Raw genomic sequence first — 13,112 nt, 5'->3', positions numbered from 1 at the left:
GTTCCGATTTAATGGTCCTGTATCATTGTATCGTAATAATTACGATTTGAAAAGAGGAAATGATAGTTAAATATACTCAGGCAGTGAATCATGGAAGGCCGACCAGTCTGAATTCATTTCTTTATCTGTAAGAAGGGTCTGATCCAGGGAGCGGATCACGTCTTCCTGATTCATGTCAATGCCGATAAAAACGATTTCCGTTTTCCGGTCTCCGTATGTTTCATCCCAGTCCGTTTTTAAATGGGGATCCTCTTCAAACGCGAGCTTTTGTTCTTCCTCGGGAGACGCTGCAATCCAGGGGCCTGCGCTTTGGATCATCAGAGAAGAGCCTGCCTGGGACAGAAGGCCTGCTGTGTCATTTCGAGAAGCAAGCCAGAAGAAGCCTTTTGCTCTGATAATATGAGGCGGCCAGTTTTCAAGCCAGCGCTTCAGTCTTTCAGGATGGAAAGGCCTTTGTTTTTGATAGACGAAGGAAGAAATTCCGAATTCCTCTGTTTCAGGTGTGTGCTCTTTATTCAGTTCTTTGATCCACCCCGCTGATTGACTCGATTTTTCAAAATCGAACGATTTCGTATTCATGATGGCCGAAAGCGGCACTTTTGCGAATGTCGAGGAAATGATTCTGCAGTCCGGATTCAGTTTTCTCAGAGACCAGAAAAGCTTTTCTTGCTCTTTTTTATTGAGTAAATCAGTTTTATTCAAAATGAGGACATCGGCAAATTCGATTTGCTCAATTAAAAGATCGGCCACTTCACGGCTGTCTGTTTCATCTGCCGCCTGTTTCCGTTCCAAAAGGCTTTCCCCCGAAGCGAAGTCCTCAAAAAAACGGCTGCCGTCGACGACGGTGACCATTGTATCAAGCCTGCAATATTTGCCTAAATCAATATCCAGCTCCTCATCTTTGTAAGTAAAGGTTTGGGCAACGGGAATCGGCTCGCTGATACCGGAAGATTCGATGAGAATATAATCGATTCCGCCGTTCTCCGCCAGCTTTTGGACTTCGATGAGCAGATCGTCTCTCAGCGTACAGCAAATGCAGCCGTTCTGCATTTCGACAAGCTTTTCATCCGTGCGGATAAGATCCCCTTTTTTCACGAGGGAGCCGTCGATATTAATTTCACTCATGTCATTGACGATCACGGCGATTTTCATGCCGTGCGCTTCATGCAGAACATGCTGCAGCAGCGTCGTTTTCCCGGACCCGAGATAGCCGCTTAAAACAGTGACAGGAATCAGGTTTTGCGTCATGTTTTCACTTCCTTTAAAACGTAATTATTTCGATTTGCACAATGGAAATCTTACTTGACTTATGAAAAAAATACAAGAAATATGTTATATTTAGATATAAAAAGCGTTTAGAAAGGAAATGAGCCATGAAACTTTTGGAGAACATTCTACAGTTCAATCAACAGTTTGTTGAGCGGCAGGACTATCAAAAATACCAAACAAGCAAGTTTCCCGATAAGAGAATGGTGATTCTGTCTTGCATGGACACAAGGCTTGTCGAGCTGCTTCCTCATGCCATGAATATGCGGAACGGGGACGTGAAGATCGTTAAGAGCGCGGGTGCACTCGTGGCTCATCCTTTCGGGAGTATTATGCGGAGCATTCTCGTTGCGGTATACGAACTGAACGCTGATGAAGTATGCGTGATCGGCCACCATGACTGCGGAATGAGCAAGCTGAGCTGCGCCAGCTTTTTGGATAAAGTCGTTAAGCGAGGCATTCCAAAAGAACGGATTGAGACGCTTGAGTACTCCGGCGTCGATTTTGAACAATGGCTGAAAAGCTTTGATTCTGTAGAGGACAGCGTCAGGGATAGTGTAAGCGTGATTCGAAACCATCCGCTGATGCCGGAGGAAGTACCTGTTCACGGACTTGTCATCAATCCGGAAACAGGCAGACTGGATCTTATTGTCAACGGATATCCGGAAGAACGTTAATCCTTTTGCTTTTTTTCCGGAACGGGATCTATCCCGCCGGGATGGAACGGATGGCATTTCAGAATCCGCTTAATGGTGAGCCATCCGCCTTTACATGCGCCGTGCTTTTCGATCGCTTCACGGCCGTAATTGGAGCATGTCGGATAAAAACGGCATGTCGGCGGAAGAGCCGGTGATATCCATTTTTGATAAAAGCGGATGAGCAGCAGGAATAAGGTTTTCATGTTTTTCGCACCTTTTTTGTTTTGATCTTATTATAATATAAGCAAAAAACTCATAAAAAGGAAAAGCATTGACCTGAAAACTTATCGGTAAAGTATGATATAATACAAAAAGACCGATTAGAGGGGAGAGAGGAAACATGCCTTCAGTTGAAAGTTTTGAACTTGACCATAATGCAGTAAAAGCGCCTTACGTCAGACACTGCGGCGTCCATAAAGTGGGATCGGACGGCGTCGTCAACAAGTTTGATATCCGTTTTTGCCAGCCGAATAAGCAGGCTATGAAACCTGATACAATTCATACTTTGGAGCATCTTCTTGCATTTACGATCCGCACGTATGCGGAAAAATATGACCACTTTGATATTATCGACATTTCGCCGATGGGCTGCCAAACAGGCTATTACCTGGTGGTGAGCGGTGAACCGAAAGTGGAAGAAATCGTTGATTTGCTTGAGGATACGTTCAAAGAAGCCGTTGAAGTGACTGAAATTCCGGCGGCTAACGAAAAACAGTGCGGCCAGGCAAAGCTTCACGATCTAGAGGGCGCAAAGCGCATGATGCGTTTTTGGCTTTCGCAAAATAAAGAAGATCTGCTCAAAGTGTTTGGATAAAACGTTTGAAAAAAACCGGCTCAGAAAAGAGCCGGTTTTCATTTTTTGTTCACAAAGAAAATAATGCCATATATCCCTGAACTTTGCTACACTTTATATTGTAATACATATCATAGAAGAAGGGTGATAGGATGCGTTTGGGAAAATGGTTTATTCTCTTATGTTTAGCAGTCGGTCTTTCAGCCTGCAGCCAGGGGGACAAGCAGGCGGCATCGGATGAGGAGCCCAAAGTGCTGACGGCAAAACTGGCGGCTCCAGAAGCGGCGGCCAAAAATGAAAAGGCTGTCATAAAAGCGACCGTGCGCTATGGGGACGAGCCTGTTGCAGATGCCGATGATGTGGAGTTTGAATGCTGGAAGGCCGGGAGCAAGGAAGATAGCGAGCTAATCAAAGCGAAGAATGAAGGAAAAGGCGTATACAGCATTGAAAAAGCGTTTCCTGAAGATGGCCATTACAAAGTTCAAGTCCATGTCACGGCGAAAAAACAGCATACAATGCCGGTTGCAGACATTAAGGTAGGGAAAGCAACGGATGTGACTGAAGAAGATGAAAAAGAAGAAGCCCACCATCACTGATGAGGCTGTTCTTCTTCCCGCGACGGAAGGGGATCGACTTCATGCTTGTAGTCATAAGCTTTTGATGTTGTGACAAGCGATACGGCCAGAACGGCGCCTGTAATCAGAATTCCTACAATAATCCAAAAGAGGATCATCACTTACCTCCGAATAGCTTTTTCCAACAGTTTACCATATCAGGCAAAGAAAATCATGATAAAGAGTAAAAGAAATGTTTCCTGCACAAGCTAAACGGGTAAATCAAAAGTAAACGAAAAGGAGGACGACCTTATGTCTGAAAAATTGAAAGCAACCGTCAACAAACAAGTCGCAAACTGGACCGTTCTATATGTAAAGCTACATAATTATCATTGGTATGTGAAAGGGAAAGATTTCTTTACGCTGCATGAAAAATTTGAGGAACTTTACACAGAAGCTGCAGAGCATATCGATGATTTGGCTGAACGCCTTTTGGCTATACAGGGCTCCCCGGTCGGAACGATGAAGGAATGCCTGGAAATGTCCGCGATTAAAGAAGCGGACGGAAGCGAGTCTGCTGAACAAATGGTGCAAAATATTTATAATGACTTTTTAACGGTGGCTGAGGAGCTGAAAAGCGGAATGGAGCTTGCCGATGAAGTCAATGATGAAACGACGGGAGACATGCTGCTCGCGATTCATCAATCGATCGAAAAACACAACTGGATGCTGAAAGCCTACTTAGGGTAAGAATAGCTCGGGCAATGCCTGAGCTTTTTTTATTTTCGTTCTTTTTAAAGCCTTTTTTAGAAATTGTCAAACAATTCATCCAAGCCTTTCAAAGTCTTTTTTCATAGGATAAGCTATGAAAAGTCTTTTTTGAAAGGATGTTGAAGCATATGTTTAAGGACTTAAGCATCTTTTCGCTCTTTACAATCGGTTTATCAGCCATCGGATTTTTGTTTGGCCGAATCGAATATTTATTTATGATCTTAATAACGCTCATGGGAATTGAATTTGTCAGCAAAAGCTTGAACGAATGTGTGGAAGATCGCTTTACAATGAAGAGGCTGTTTACAAGGCTGGCGAAAAAATTGGTGACGCTCTTTCTTATATCCGTTGCCCACCTTTTTGATCAGATGCTGCAAACAGGCAGTTCGATCCGCGATTTTTCTATTATGTTTTATATTTTATATGAAGCGTTTCAAATCATAAGCACGGCTCATTCGTTAGGAATCCCCGTGCCGCAGATGTTATTGGATATTTTAAATACCATAAAGGAAAAACTCCGGGGAAAGCCGTAACATTTTAACACAACTGGTCATACTAACACGAAAAAGGATGATTGGCCTTGGAAAAAAGGACATACTATGTTTCGGTGCAAGATGGAATGATTTCACAGAGCTCAGACGCTTCCCCGTGGGAATTTCAAATTTCAGCGACAGATGATGACATCATTATATTAAGGGAATATTTTGATCAGCTGTATTCAGAAGACTGGATAAACTTTTTCAGAGCTCACGTGCCGGCAGTCGAATACCATTATGACAGTGCAAATGACAAAATGGACGAACTGCGCAAAGACATTTACTCGATGCTTTACCGTCTGGGCAATGAAGAAACGAAGTCGTTTATCAGTGAAAACGGCCTTGCCGAACTCAATTCAGCAGATTAAACGAAGCACCATCAAGCACGGAGTTACCCAGCCTTGCCGCCTTCTCACTCAGAAATGGACACTGAAGTTCCCGAGGGAACGATAAAATTACTGAGCTGAACTGGACAAAAACTCTACCGAAAGAACCAATATATGATATGATGAGTGGAAGAAGCAAGGAAACGGATAAGAGGGATTAGGATGTACGAATTTAAAGATTTTTACCGTAATACGGTTCAGCTTTCTTTTGAAAAGGAACCTTTTTCAAAAGAACCAAAGCATGTATGGGTGATCTGCCGTTACGAAGATCAATGGCTGTTGACAAATCATAAAGACAGGGGCCGTGAATTCCCAGGCGGCAAAGTCGAACCAAGCGAAAATGCTGAGGAAGCGGCTTTGCGGGAAGTAAAGGAAGAAACAGGCGCTGTCGTAAGAAAGCTGACCTATCTCGGACAATATAAAGTTCTTGGCAGAGAGAAAGTGATCGTCAAAAATATTTATTTTGCCGATATCGAAAAGATCGAAAAACAGCAGACATACTATGAGACAAATGGCCCTGTTTTGCTGAAGAGCCTCCCGAAAGATATCGCTAAAAACAGAAATTACAGTTTTATAATGAAAGATTCCGTCCTGACGATCAGTCTTGAAAAGCTGAAAAAGGCCGGCATCATCAAATAAAAAGCCCTGCATTTGCAGGGTTTTTTCATGTTATACTCTGCCTTTCATCCACTTTCTTTCCAACAGCTCGACACCCTGATACATCAATGTTGCAAAGACGGCGATGATCAGGAGGCTCAGCATGACGAGGTTGAAATTAAAGACTTGAAAGCCGTAGATGATCATATAGCCGAGGCCTTGAGCCGACACTAAAAATTCTCCTACGATGACGCCGACCCAGCTTAAGCCGACATTGACCTTCAGTGTAGATATGATTGTCGGAATGGAAGCGGGCAGAATGACTTCTTTGAAAATCTCGCGTTTCGTTGCACCGAATGTTTTCATGACTTTTAAATAATTTTCATCGATTTCTTGAAAGGACGTGTAGACGACGATTGTCGTAATGATAACGCTGATGATGGCGCCCATTGCAATAATACTCGTCAAGCTGGGGCCGATCGCCACGATGAGAATGGGGCCTAGCGCCACTTTCGGCATCGCATTTAAGACGACAAGATACGGATCCAATATTTTGGAGAGCCTCGGGAACCACCATAGGAGGGCGGCCAGAAAAGTTCCAAGCAATGTTCCGGCCAGAAAGCCGAGGATGGTTTCAAATACGGTGACACCGATATGCCCCGGCAATGATCCGTCTCCCATCTTTTCGAGGAAAAGCGCCCAGACGGCTGAAGGAGAGCTGAAGATCAGCGGATCGATCCACGCCAGACGGCTTGCGGTTTCCCACAGTGAAAAGAAAACGATGAAAATCACGATTTGATAAAAGCGGACCCGCCTTTTTTCGGCTTGCTGCTCCTTTAAAAAATCCTCATGAAGGAAGCCAATTTTTGATTTCAGATGTTTGTTATTCAAGGTCATTGAGCTCCTTCCATATGTTCTGAAAGAGGGGCTGAAATTCCGGTTCCTGTCTCGCTTCAAACGGTGTCAGCTTCCTGATCGCTTCAGGAACGGCAAATGTTTTATGGATGGTGCCCGGCTGCTTTGAAAATAGCAATATCCGATCGCTCATCGCGATCGCTTCACCGATATCATGAGTCACGAGCACCGCTGTTTTTTGATACGTCTTTAACGTGTTGAACACCAAATCTTCGAGGTTTAGTTTTGTCTGATAGTCAAGGGCTGAAAAAGGTTCATCAAGCAGGAGGATATCGGGATCGACAGCGAGTGTGCGGGCAAGCGCCGCCCTTTGTCTCATACCGCCTGAGAGCTCTTTTGGATACTTTTTTTCAACCTCGTAAAGCCCGAATTTTTTCAGCAGGCCGAGAGCGGTCTCCTTTGTTTCCGGTCCGAATTTTTTGGAAATATGCAAACCGATTAAGACGTTTTCCTCAATGGTTTTCCAGGGAAATAAATAATCCTGCTGGAGCATATAACCGATGTGCCGATCCTCTTCGTCAGGCGTGCGCCCTTCCACCAAGATGCGTCCTTCCGTGGGGGAAACGATGCCGGCGATGATCGATAAAAGTGTTGTTTTGCCGCATCCGCTTGGGCCGAGAAACGAAACAAATTCGCCCTTTTCGACTTCAATGCTGACGTTTTCCAGCGCTGCTGTTTTTTCCTTTAATGAAAAGTAAGTATGTGTGACATCCTGAACTTGCAAAAAAGACACTGCGGCCACCTCCTAGTGATTTTTTGTGACCTTTTCGGCGATCCTTGTATTGACCAGCTCTTGATGAGGGGTGCGCTTCGGCAGCTCGCCGGCTTCATCCATGATGGTTTGAAGCTGGTTCCATTCTTTTTCAGCCAAAACAGGCTCAAGGGCAAAAGACCGTTGTTGTTTATACCGTTCGATTGAAGATTCAATGATTGAAAGCTCGGTATCTTTAAAATAATCTTGAATGCTTTCGGCAGCTTCTTTTGCAGAGTGCGTCTCTACCCACTGCTGCGCTTTGTAAACCGCGCGGGTGAACTTTTCGACCGCTTCTTCGTTTTTTGTTAAGTAGCTTTGTTTAGCCATGAATGTCGTATATGGAATTCGGCCCGATTCTTTTCCGAAGGAGGCGACAATGCGGCCGATGCCTTCTCTTTCAAAAATGGAGGCCTGGGGTTCAAATAATTGAACATAATCGCCTGTACCAGATGCAAAGCTGTTTGCGATATTCGCGAAATCAATCGTTTGGATCAGGTCCACATCCTTTTTGGGATCAATGCCTTTCTGTTTCAGGACAAATTCGCCCGCCATCTGCGGCATTCCGCCTTTGCGCTGGCCAAGGAACGTTTTGTTTTTCAAATCATCCCAGCTGAAATGCCCCGCATCGTTCCTGGCGACGAGGAATGTTCCGTCCGTCTGGGTAAGCTGTGCAAAATTAATCACCGGATCGCTTGCGCCCTGGGCATTCACGTATATTGACGTTTCCGAGCCGACAAGCGCAATATCGGCACCGTTTGACAGAAGGGCAGTCATCGTTTTATCTCCACCCCATGTCGTTTTCAGTTCAACATCAAGGCCTTCTTCTTTAAACAAACCTTCAGACAAGGCGATATATAAAGGCGTATAGAAAACGGAACGGGTCACTTCCGCGAGACGGATCTTTTCGGGCTTTTGACCGCCGCATGAAGCGAGGATAAACAGCATCATAATGAAGGATAATATGGTAAAAAAGAAACGCTTCAAACCGATTTCCCTCCTTTGATTTCGGTTATTTTCGGCATAAAATAGTTTATGTTATATACTAAACAGGTGTGAGGGGCAGCTACGGATTAAAAAAGAGGTGACGTGACGAATGTGGTTAGAAAAAAGAAGGTTTCCATCGCCGAACAAAAAGGTGCGTCTGTTTTCCGTCACATACCTTTCACAAGGACTCAAGGTTAAGGGGCTCTTGGCGGAACCGGCCGCTCCCGGACATTATGACGGATTTTTGTATTTGCGCGGCGGAATTAAAAACGTCGGGATGGTCAGACCGGGCCGAATCGTCCAGTTCGCTTCACAGGGCTTTGTCGTTCTTGCTCCGTTTTACAGAGGCAATCAAGGAGGAGAAGGCGATGAAGACTTTGCGGGTGATGACCGGGAAGATGCTTTTGCCGCTTTTCGTCTTCTGCAGAAGCATGACCTGGTAAAAGATGGACGCGTACACATTTTTGGCTTTTCCCGCGGCGGGATCATGGGTATCTTAACGGCAATCGAAATGAAAGAAGCTGCAGCTTCGTTTGTGTCTTGGGGCGGTGTCAGCGATATGGTTATGACCTATCGCGAACGCAAAGATTTGCGGCGGATGATGAAGCGGGTCATCGGCGGGACGCCTGAAAAGGTTCCTGAAGCGTACGAATGGAGGACGCCTTTTGACGAGCTGGAGAAGATCGAAGCGCCCGTGCTTTTGATCCACGGAGCAAACGATGAAAATGTCTCCATCGAGCATGCGCGGCGTCTAGAACGCGAACTTCTGCAAAGAAACAAGTCTGTGGATACGTGGTATTTCAGTCGATATACCCACTATTTTCCTCCGCGGGAAAATAGGCGGATTGTAAGAGAATTGTCTCAATGGATGAAAAGCCGGCCTTGGACAAGTTATGGTAAACTAAAAGAAAAGAGAAAAGGAGGGGGACTTTAGGTGGGAATGCCAGTTGAATTTAATACAATGATTGTGACAAAAGGAAAAGAAACACGGGTTGAGGAAAATGTGTTTACACTTGAAAAAGAAGGTTATCGGGTTTACCCTCTTCATGTGCCGCTTGAAGTCAGAAAGACTAAGCGGGGCGACATTACCGGCACCGCGCAGGCGGAGCGCCTTGAATGGTCAGACGGACGGACTCATTTAACATACAGGCTCGTATCATTAAATTCGACGAATTAAAAAAAGCCAAGGCGCGGATAGCGTCCTTGGCTTTTCTGTATTATGCAGGCACATCTTCCTCTTTTCCGATTCCTTTTTTGGAAGTCAGCCTGTGAATCAGCATGGTGAGAGCGCCGTCTCCTGTCACGTTCGTTGCTGTACCCAAGCTGTCCTGAGCAAGGTAAAGTGCGATCATCAATGATACGCTGGTTTCATTAAAGCCGAGCATCGACTGCAGCAGTCCGGCCGCGGCCATAACGGCACCCCCCGGGGCACCGGGCGCTGCGACCATTGTGACGCCAAGCATTAAAATGAACGGCATCATGATCGAAAAAGTCGGTGTTTGACCGTTTAGAATCATTACGCCCATTGCACAGCTCGTCAGTGTAATCGTGCTACCTGACAAATGAATATTGGCCAGGAGCGGAACGGCGAAGTCAGCCACTTTTTGGCTTGCTCCCGTTTTTCTGACTTGTCTCAACGTGACGGGAATCGTTGCCGCTGACGATTGTGTGCCGAGCGCAGTGAAGTATGCCGGCGCCACGATTTTCAACAGCGACAGCGGATTTCTGCCGTTTGCAGCGCCCGCAACGGAGTACTGAATCAAAAGTATGACGAGGTGAAGCACGATAATCATCACGAAAACTTTAGCAAATACGGATAAGATTGTCTGCACCTGACCGCCGAACGTCATATTGGTGAAAATACCGAAAATATGAACAGGCAGTAACGGAATAATAATATATGATATCAGCTTTTCAACGATCGTTTGAAATTCATCGAATGCGTTTTTTAATGTTTTTCCGGGCAGATAAGCGATTCCGATTCCCATGATGAAAGCAAAAATCAGTGCGCTCATCACGCTCATAAACGGCGTCATTTCAATGGTGAAAAATCCTGCTTGCAAAACTTCTTCCGGATTTTTAAATTCCTGCAGCTGATGGCCGGAAATGATCGCGGGGAGAAGATTTGATCCGACAAGGTACGCCAGGAGGCCGGCAAAAATGGTTGACGTGTAGGCGATACCTGCTGTAATGCCAAGGATTTTTCCGGCGCCGCGGCCGATTTGTCCGATGCCGGGAATAATAAAAGCGATAATAATAAAAGGAATGACGAATTTAATGAAGTTTCCAAAAATATCATTGAAAGTAGCGGCTGTTTTGACAAACCAAAGCGGAGCAAAGCTTCCGACGATAACACCAAGAACAATTGCCGTCATAATTCTCGGCAGTAATCCAAATTTCATAGATGTGTCCTCCTGATATATACAAATGTTTTTATCATATTATCATATGAAAGATTTCTTTTGTTAAAAATAAAAAAAGTCTGTATTTTCAAATAATAACAGCCGCGAATTGGAAGCGTTTTATCACAGGCCGTGCTTGATTGTCGTTTTAATCATTGTCCAGAAAATGGCATCGGCCGCTGACAGGCGAAGCGGATTTTTAATAAACTGCAGCAGCGCAGAATACCTGCGCTGCTGCAAGCGGGTTGAGTTATACGAGCGGTCCTCCGGCTTTTTCAATGTTTTCGGTATTAGAGAATTTTTTGAAATTCTTTTTGAATGCATTCGCCAAGTGGATCGCTTTTTCCTCGTATTCGTTTTCATCTGTCCAAGTTTTAGCCGGGTCAAGCACTTGATCAGGCACACCCGGAACATGGACCGGTGAATGAAGTCCGAAAATGCGGTCAGTCTTCATTTCGGCGTTATCCAGTTCTCCTTCTATCGCAGCCTGAACCATCGCTCTCGTATAAGCGAGGCTCATTCTTTCCCCTGTTCCGTATCCGCCGCCGGTCCAGCCTGTATTGACGAGAAAGACACTGACGCCGTGTTCATCGATTTTTCTTCCGAGCATTTCAGCGTACACATGTGCAGGGAGCGGAAGGAACGGGGAACCGAAGCAGGTCGAGAATGTGGCTTCAGGAGCGGTGATCCCGCGTTCGGTGCCGGCGAGCTTGCTTGTATATCCGCTCAGGAAATGATACATGGCTTGTTCTTTCGTTAACTTGCTGATCGGAGGAAGCACGCCGAAAGCATCTGCCGTCAGAAATACAATGGTCTGCGGGTGTGCTGCGATGCTCGGCTTGACGATGTTGTCAATCGCATCAATCGGGTAAGCCGCTCTCGTGTTTTCCGTATAGAATGCGTCGGAATAGTCCGGCTCCCCGGTTTTGCCTTCAACCACGACATTTTCAAGAACGGAACCGAAGCGGATCGCATTGTAAATCTGCGGTTCTTTTTCTTTGCTTAAGTTAATGCACTTGGCGTAGCAGCCTCCTTCAATGTTGAAAACGCCTGTGCTGGACCAGCCGTGTTCGTCGTCACCGATCAGCTTCCGTTTCGGATCGGCGGAAAGCGTCGTTTTGCCTGTGCCTGACAATCCGAAGAAGAGAGCTGTTCCGCCTTCCTCGCCAATGTTTGCCGAACAGTGCATCGGTAAAATGTTTTGTTCAGGAAGAAGATAATTCATAATAGAAAAAATCGATTTTTTCATCTCTCCGGCATATTCGGTGCCTCCGATTAAAATCGTACGCTTTTCAAACGACACGATGATAAATGTTTCAGATCTGGTCCCGTCAATAAGCGGATCGGCTTTGAAATGCGGAGCGGAAAGAATCGTAAACGGCTGTTCTTCAGGTTTTTTATCATGTTCTTCAGGTCTGATGAACAACTGTCTTGCAAACAGGTTGTGCCAGGCGAACTCGTTGACAACTGTAATCGGAAGCCGGTATTTTTCGTCTGCTCCTGCAAACCCTTCAAATACATACAATTCATCGCGTTCCTTTAAATAGCTGAGCACTTTTGTGTACAGCCGGTCAAAGGCGGCTTCTGAAATCGGCTGGTTTACTGCGCCCCAATCGATTTTGTCCTTTGTGCTCGCTTCTTCCACAATGAATTTGTCTTTTGGCGAGCGGCCGGTGTATGTACCGGTTGTAGCCCGCACGGCTCCGGAAGATGTTAAGACTCCTTCTTTGCGTTCAAGGACTTTTTCAACCAAAAGGGGAACGGATAAGTTCAGCTGAACGTTTTCGCCCATTAATAACGTTTGTAAGTCAGTTGTTAAATCTACAGAATTCATAAAAAACCTTCCTTTGCGTGTTTTTTAATGTGTATAACATTAATGTAGAATTAGTATAACACATTTACTCTTATAGTCTATACCGTTTCTTCATTTTTCGTTCGGGTTTTTTCTCGAAAGACAAGTTTAAATTTATTGCGGCCGATATTGACATAACAAGCCATTTTAAGATAAGATATTTCATTGAGCGGATACTCTTATCCCGAGCTGGTGGAGGGACAGGCCCAATGAAACCCAGCAACCGGTTTCTCTTATTAATGGAAAAAAACAGTTTCTGAGACAACTACGGTGCTAACCTGATGCAAGGTGTTCAATACCTTGAGCGATAAGAGTGAAAGGCACGCAATACCAGACCCTTTCCTCAGCGAATAGGAAAAGGTTTTTTTATTGCATAAATCGAGATCCAAAAATTGCTAAAAAAACTGCCTTCAGGAGGAAGGTACTGGGCGTTTTTCACAGGACGTGAAAGGTTTTAGCCGAGTATCAAGCAGGAGGAAGGTACTGGGCGTTTTTCACAGGACGTGAAAGGTTTTAGCCGAGTATCAAGCAGGAGGAAGGTACTGGGCGTTTTTCACAGGACGTGAAAGGTCTAGCCGGGCAGCCAGTCAGGAAAAATTCTATT

At 45.2% G+C, this 13,112-nt stretch carries 17 protein-coding genes and 1 riboswitch; of the genes, 9 read left to right on the top strand and 8 right to left on the bottom strand.

What is annotated here, in order from left to right:
• Positions 1 to 66: 66 nt before the first annotated feature.
• Positions 67 to 1,248 carry a GTP-binding protein gene (locus KI350_RS03250; protein ID WP_065643696.1) on the bottom strand — a complete coding sequence of 394 codons (1,182 nt, stop codon included), beginning with the start codon at positions 1,246 to 1,248 and terminating at the stop codon, positions 67 to 69.
• Between the two features lie 125 nt (positions 1,249 to 1,373).
• Here KI350_RS03250 and KI350_RS03245 point away from each other — a divergent pair, with 125 nt between their 5' ends.
• Positions 1,374 to 1,943 carry a beta-class carbonic anhydrase gene (locus tag KI350_RS03245; protein ID WP_025810964.1) on the top strand — a complete coding sequence of 190 codons (570 nt, stop codon included), beginning with the start codon at positions 1,374 to 1,376 and terminating at the stop codon, positions 1,941 to 1,943.
• Here KI350_RS03245 and yidD read toward each other — a convergent pair.
• A complete protein-coding gene (gene yidD, locus KI350_RS03240) occupies positions 1,940 to 2,167 on the bottom strand; it encodes a membrane protein insertion efficiency factor YidD (RefSeq protein ID WP_020452683.1) in 228 nt (75 codons plus the stop codon). The genes KI350_RS03245 and yidD overlap by 4 nt on opposite strands.
• 137 nt (positions 2,168 to 2,304) lie before the next feature.
• Between yidD and KI350_RS03235 the strand changes: the two genes are divergently transcribed.
• Positions 2,305 to 2,778, top strand: a complete 474-nt coding sequence (locus tag KI350_RS03235; RefSeq protein WP_020452682.1) for an S-ribosylhomocysteine lyase — start codon at positions 2,305 to 2,307, stop codon at positions 2,776 to 2,778.
• A 131-nt stretch (positions 2,779 to 2,909) separates the two neighbouring features.
• Entirely contained in the window at positions 2,910 to 3,353 is a 444-nt protein-coding gene (locus tag KI350_RS03230) for a FixH family protein (RefSeq protein WP_020452681.1), read from the top strand.
• On the opposite strand, the gene ytzI is transcribed toward KI350_RS03230, so the two are convergent.
• Positions 3,347 to 3,490, bottom strand: a complete 144-nt coding sequence (gene ytzI / locus KI350_RS03225) for a YtzI protein (protein ID WP_020452680.1) — start codon at positions 3,488 to 3,490, stop codon at positions 3,347 to 3,349. The genes KI350_RS03230 and ytzI overlap by 7 nt on opposite strands.
• Before the next feature lie 133 nt (positions 3,491 to 3,623).
• On the opposite strand from ytzI, the gene KI350_RS03220 reads away from it, so the two are divergent.
• The 4 genes from KI350_RS03220 to ytkD all read left to right on the top strand — a co-directional run bounded on the left by KI350_RS03220 (position 3,624) and on the right by ytkD (position 5,643).
• The gene (locus tag KI350_RS03220; protein ID WP_003184609.1) at positions 3,624 to 4,061 is read left to right on the top strand and encodes a Dps family protein; all 438 of its coding nucleotides are present in this window, start codon (positions 3,624 to 3,626) and stop codon (positions 4,059 to 4,061) included.
• A 149-nt stretch (positions 4,062 to 4,210) separates the two neighbouring features.
• Positions 4,211 to 4,615, top strand: coding sequence for a phage holin family protein (locus tag KI350_RS03215; protein ID WP_020452679.1), 405 nt, complete (start codon positions 4,211 to 4,213; stop codon positions 4,613 to 4,615).
• Positions 4,616 to 4,662: 47 nt separating this feature from the next.
• Positions 4,663 to 4,986: a hypothetical protein gene (locus KI350_RS03210; RefSeq protein WP_020452678.1), complete on the top strand. Its 324-nt coding sequence runs from the start codon at positions 4,663 to 4,665 to the stop codon at positions 4,984 to 4,986.
• Positions 4,987 to 5,166: 180 nt separating this feature from the next.
• Positions 5,167 to 5,643, top strand: coding sequence for an RNA deprotection pyrophosphohydrolase (ytkD, locus tag KI350_RS03205; RefSeq protein ID WP_020452677.1), 477 nt, complete (start codon positions 5,167 to 5,169; stop codon positions 5,641 to 5,643).
• Between the two features lie 30 nt (positions 5,644 to 5,673).
• Here the strand turns inward: ytkD and KI350_RS03200 are convergent, their stop codons facing one another.
• The 3 genes from KI350_RS03200 to KI350_RS03190 are packed head-to-tail and all read right to left on the bottom strand — an operon-like array spanning position 5,674 to position 8,218.
• Positions 5,674 to 6,498, bottom strand: coding sequence for an ABC transporter permease (locus KI350_RS03200; protein WP_020452676.1), 825 nt, complete (start codon positions 6,496 to 6,498; stop codon positions 5,674 to 5,676).
• Positions 6,485 to 7,249 (bottom strand): ABC transporter ATP-binding protein, encoded by a 765-nt coding sequence (locus tag KI350_RS03195; RefSeq protein WP_020452675.1) that lies wholly within the window; start codon positions 7,247 to 7,249, stop codon positions 6,485 to 6,487. Before KI350_RS03195 ends, KI350_RS03200 begins: the two co-directional genes overlap by 14 nt.
• Before the next feature lie 12 nt (positions 7,250 to 7,261).
• The gene (locus KI350_RS03190; RefSeq protein WP_043054601.1) at positions 7,262 to 8,218 is read right to left on the bottom strand and encodes an ABC transporter substrate-binding protein; all 957 of its coding nucleotides are present in this window, start codon (positions 8,216 to 8,218) and stop codon (positions 7,262 to 7,264) included.
• 145 nt (positions 8,219 to 8,363) lie between these two features.
• On the opposite strand from KI350_RS03190, the gene KI350_RS03185 reads away from it, so the two are divergent.
• Both KI350_RS03185 and KI350_RS03180 read left to right on the top strand, forming a co-directional pair.
• Positions 8,364 to 9,188 (top strand): alpha/beta hydrolase family protein, encoded by an 825-nt coding sequence (locus tag KI350_RS03185; RefSeq protein ID WP_020452673.1) that lies wholly within the window; start codon positions 8,364 to 8,366, stop codon positions 9,186 to 9,188.
• Positions 9,189 to 9,431 carry a DUF2584 domain-containing protein gene (locus KI350_RS03180; RefSeq protein WP_009329422.1) on the top strand — a complete coding sequence of 81 codons (243 nt, stop codon included), beginning with the start codon at positions 9,189 to 9,191 and terminating at the stop codon, positions 9,429 to 9,431.
• 40 nt (positions 9,432 to 9,471) lie between these two features.
• Here KI350_RS03180 and KI350_RS03175 read toward each other — a convergent pair whose 3' ends face one another.
• Together KI350_RS03175 and pckA are read right to left on the bottom strand one after the other, a co-directional pair.
• Positions 9,472 to 10,656: a dicarboxylate/amino acid:cation symporter gene (locus KI350_RS03175; protein ID WP_020452671.1), complete on the bottom strand. Its 1,185-nt coding sequence runs from the start codon at positions 10,654 to 10,656 to the stop codon at positions 9,472 to 9,474.
• Positions 10,657 to 10,906: 250 nt separating this feature from the next.
• On the bottom strand, positions 10,907 to 12,490 hold the full coding sequence (pckA, locus tag KI350_RS03170) for a phosphoenolpyruvate carboxykinase (ATP) (RefSeq protein WP_020452670.1): 1,584 nt from the start codon (positions 12,488 to 12,490) through the stop codon (positions 10,907 to 10,909).
• A 194-nt stretch (positions 12,491 to 12,684) separates the two neighbouring features.
• Positions 12,685 to 12,822, top strand: a riboswitch (SAM riboswitch).
• Positions 12,823 to 13,112: the final 290 nt, after the last annotated feature.

It is taken from the genome of Bacillus sp. J41TS8, assembly GCF_018333035.1.
In the GTDB taxonomy this organism is placed as follows: Bacteria; Bacillota; Bacilli; order Bacillales; family Bacillaceae; genus Bacillus; species Bacillus paralicheniformis.
This window is presented reverse-complemented; position numbering and strand designations above follow the sequence as displayed.

Excerpts from the sequence above, each read along its gene's own strand:
- KI350_RS03250 (WP_065643696.1), bottom strand. The coding sequence starts at position 1,248 with ATGACGCAAAACCTGATTCCTGTCACTGTTTTAAGCGGCTATCTCGGG.
- KI350_RS03245 (WP_025810964.1), top strand. The coding sequence starts at position 1,374 with ATGAAACTTTTGGAGAACATTCTACAGTTCAATCAACAGTTTGTTGAG.
- yidD (WP_020452683.1), bottom strand. The coding sequence starts at position 2,167 with ATGAAAACCTTATTCCTGCTGCTCATCCGCTTTTATCAAAAATGGATA.
- KI350_RS03235 (WP_020452682.1), top strand. The coding sequence starts at position 2,305 with ATGCCTTCAGTTGAAAGTTTTGAACTTGACCATAATGCAGTAAAAGCG.
- KI350_RS03230 (WP_020452681.1), top strand. The coding sequence starts at position 2,910 with ATGCGTTTGGGAAAATGGTTTATTCTCTTATGTTTAGCAGTCGGTCTT.
- ytzI (WP_020452680.1), bottom strand. The coding sequence starts at position 3,490 with ATGATCCTCTTTTGGATTATTGTAGGAATTCTGATTACAGGCGCCGTT.
- KI350_RS03220 (WP_003184609.1), top strand. The coding sequence starts at position 3,624 with ATGTCTGAAAAATTGAAAGCAACCGTCAACAAACAAGTCGCAAACTGG.
- KI350_RS03215 (WP_020452679.1), top strand. The coding sequence starts at position 4,211 with ATGTTTAAGGACTTAAGCATCTTTTCGCTCTTTACAATCGGTTTATCA.
- ytkD (WP_020452677.1), top strand. The coding sequence starts at position 5,167 with ATGTACGAATTTAAAGATTTTTACCGTAATACGGTTCAGCTTTCTTTT.
- KI350_RS03200 (WP_020452676.1), bottom strand. The coding sequence starts at position 6,498 with ATGACCTTGAATAACAAACATCTGAAATCAAAAATTGGCTTCCTTCAT.
- KI350_RS03190 (WP_043054601.1), bottom strand. The coding sequence starts at position 8,218 with ATGATGCTGTTTATCCTCGCTTCATGCGGCGGTCAAAAGCCCGAAAAG.
- KI350_RS03185 (WP_020452673.1), top strand. The coding sequence starts at position 8,364 with ATGTGGTTAGAAAAAAGAAGGTTTCCATCGCCGAACAAAAAGGTGCGT.
- KI350_RS03175 (WP_020452671.1), bottom strand. The coding sequence starts at position 10,656 with ATGAAATTTGGATTACTGCCGAGAATTATGACGGCAATTGTTCTTGGT.
- pckA (WP_020452670.1), bottom strand. The coding sequence starts at position 12,490 with ATGAATTCTGTAGATTTAACAACTGACTTACAAACGTTATTAATGGGC.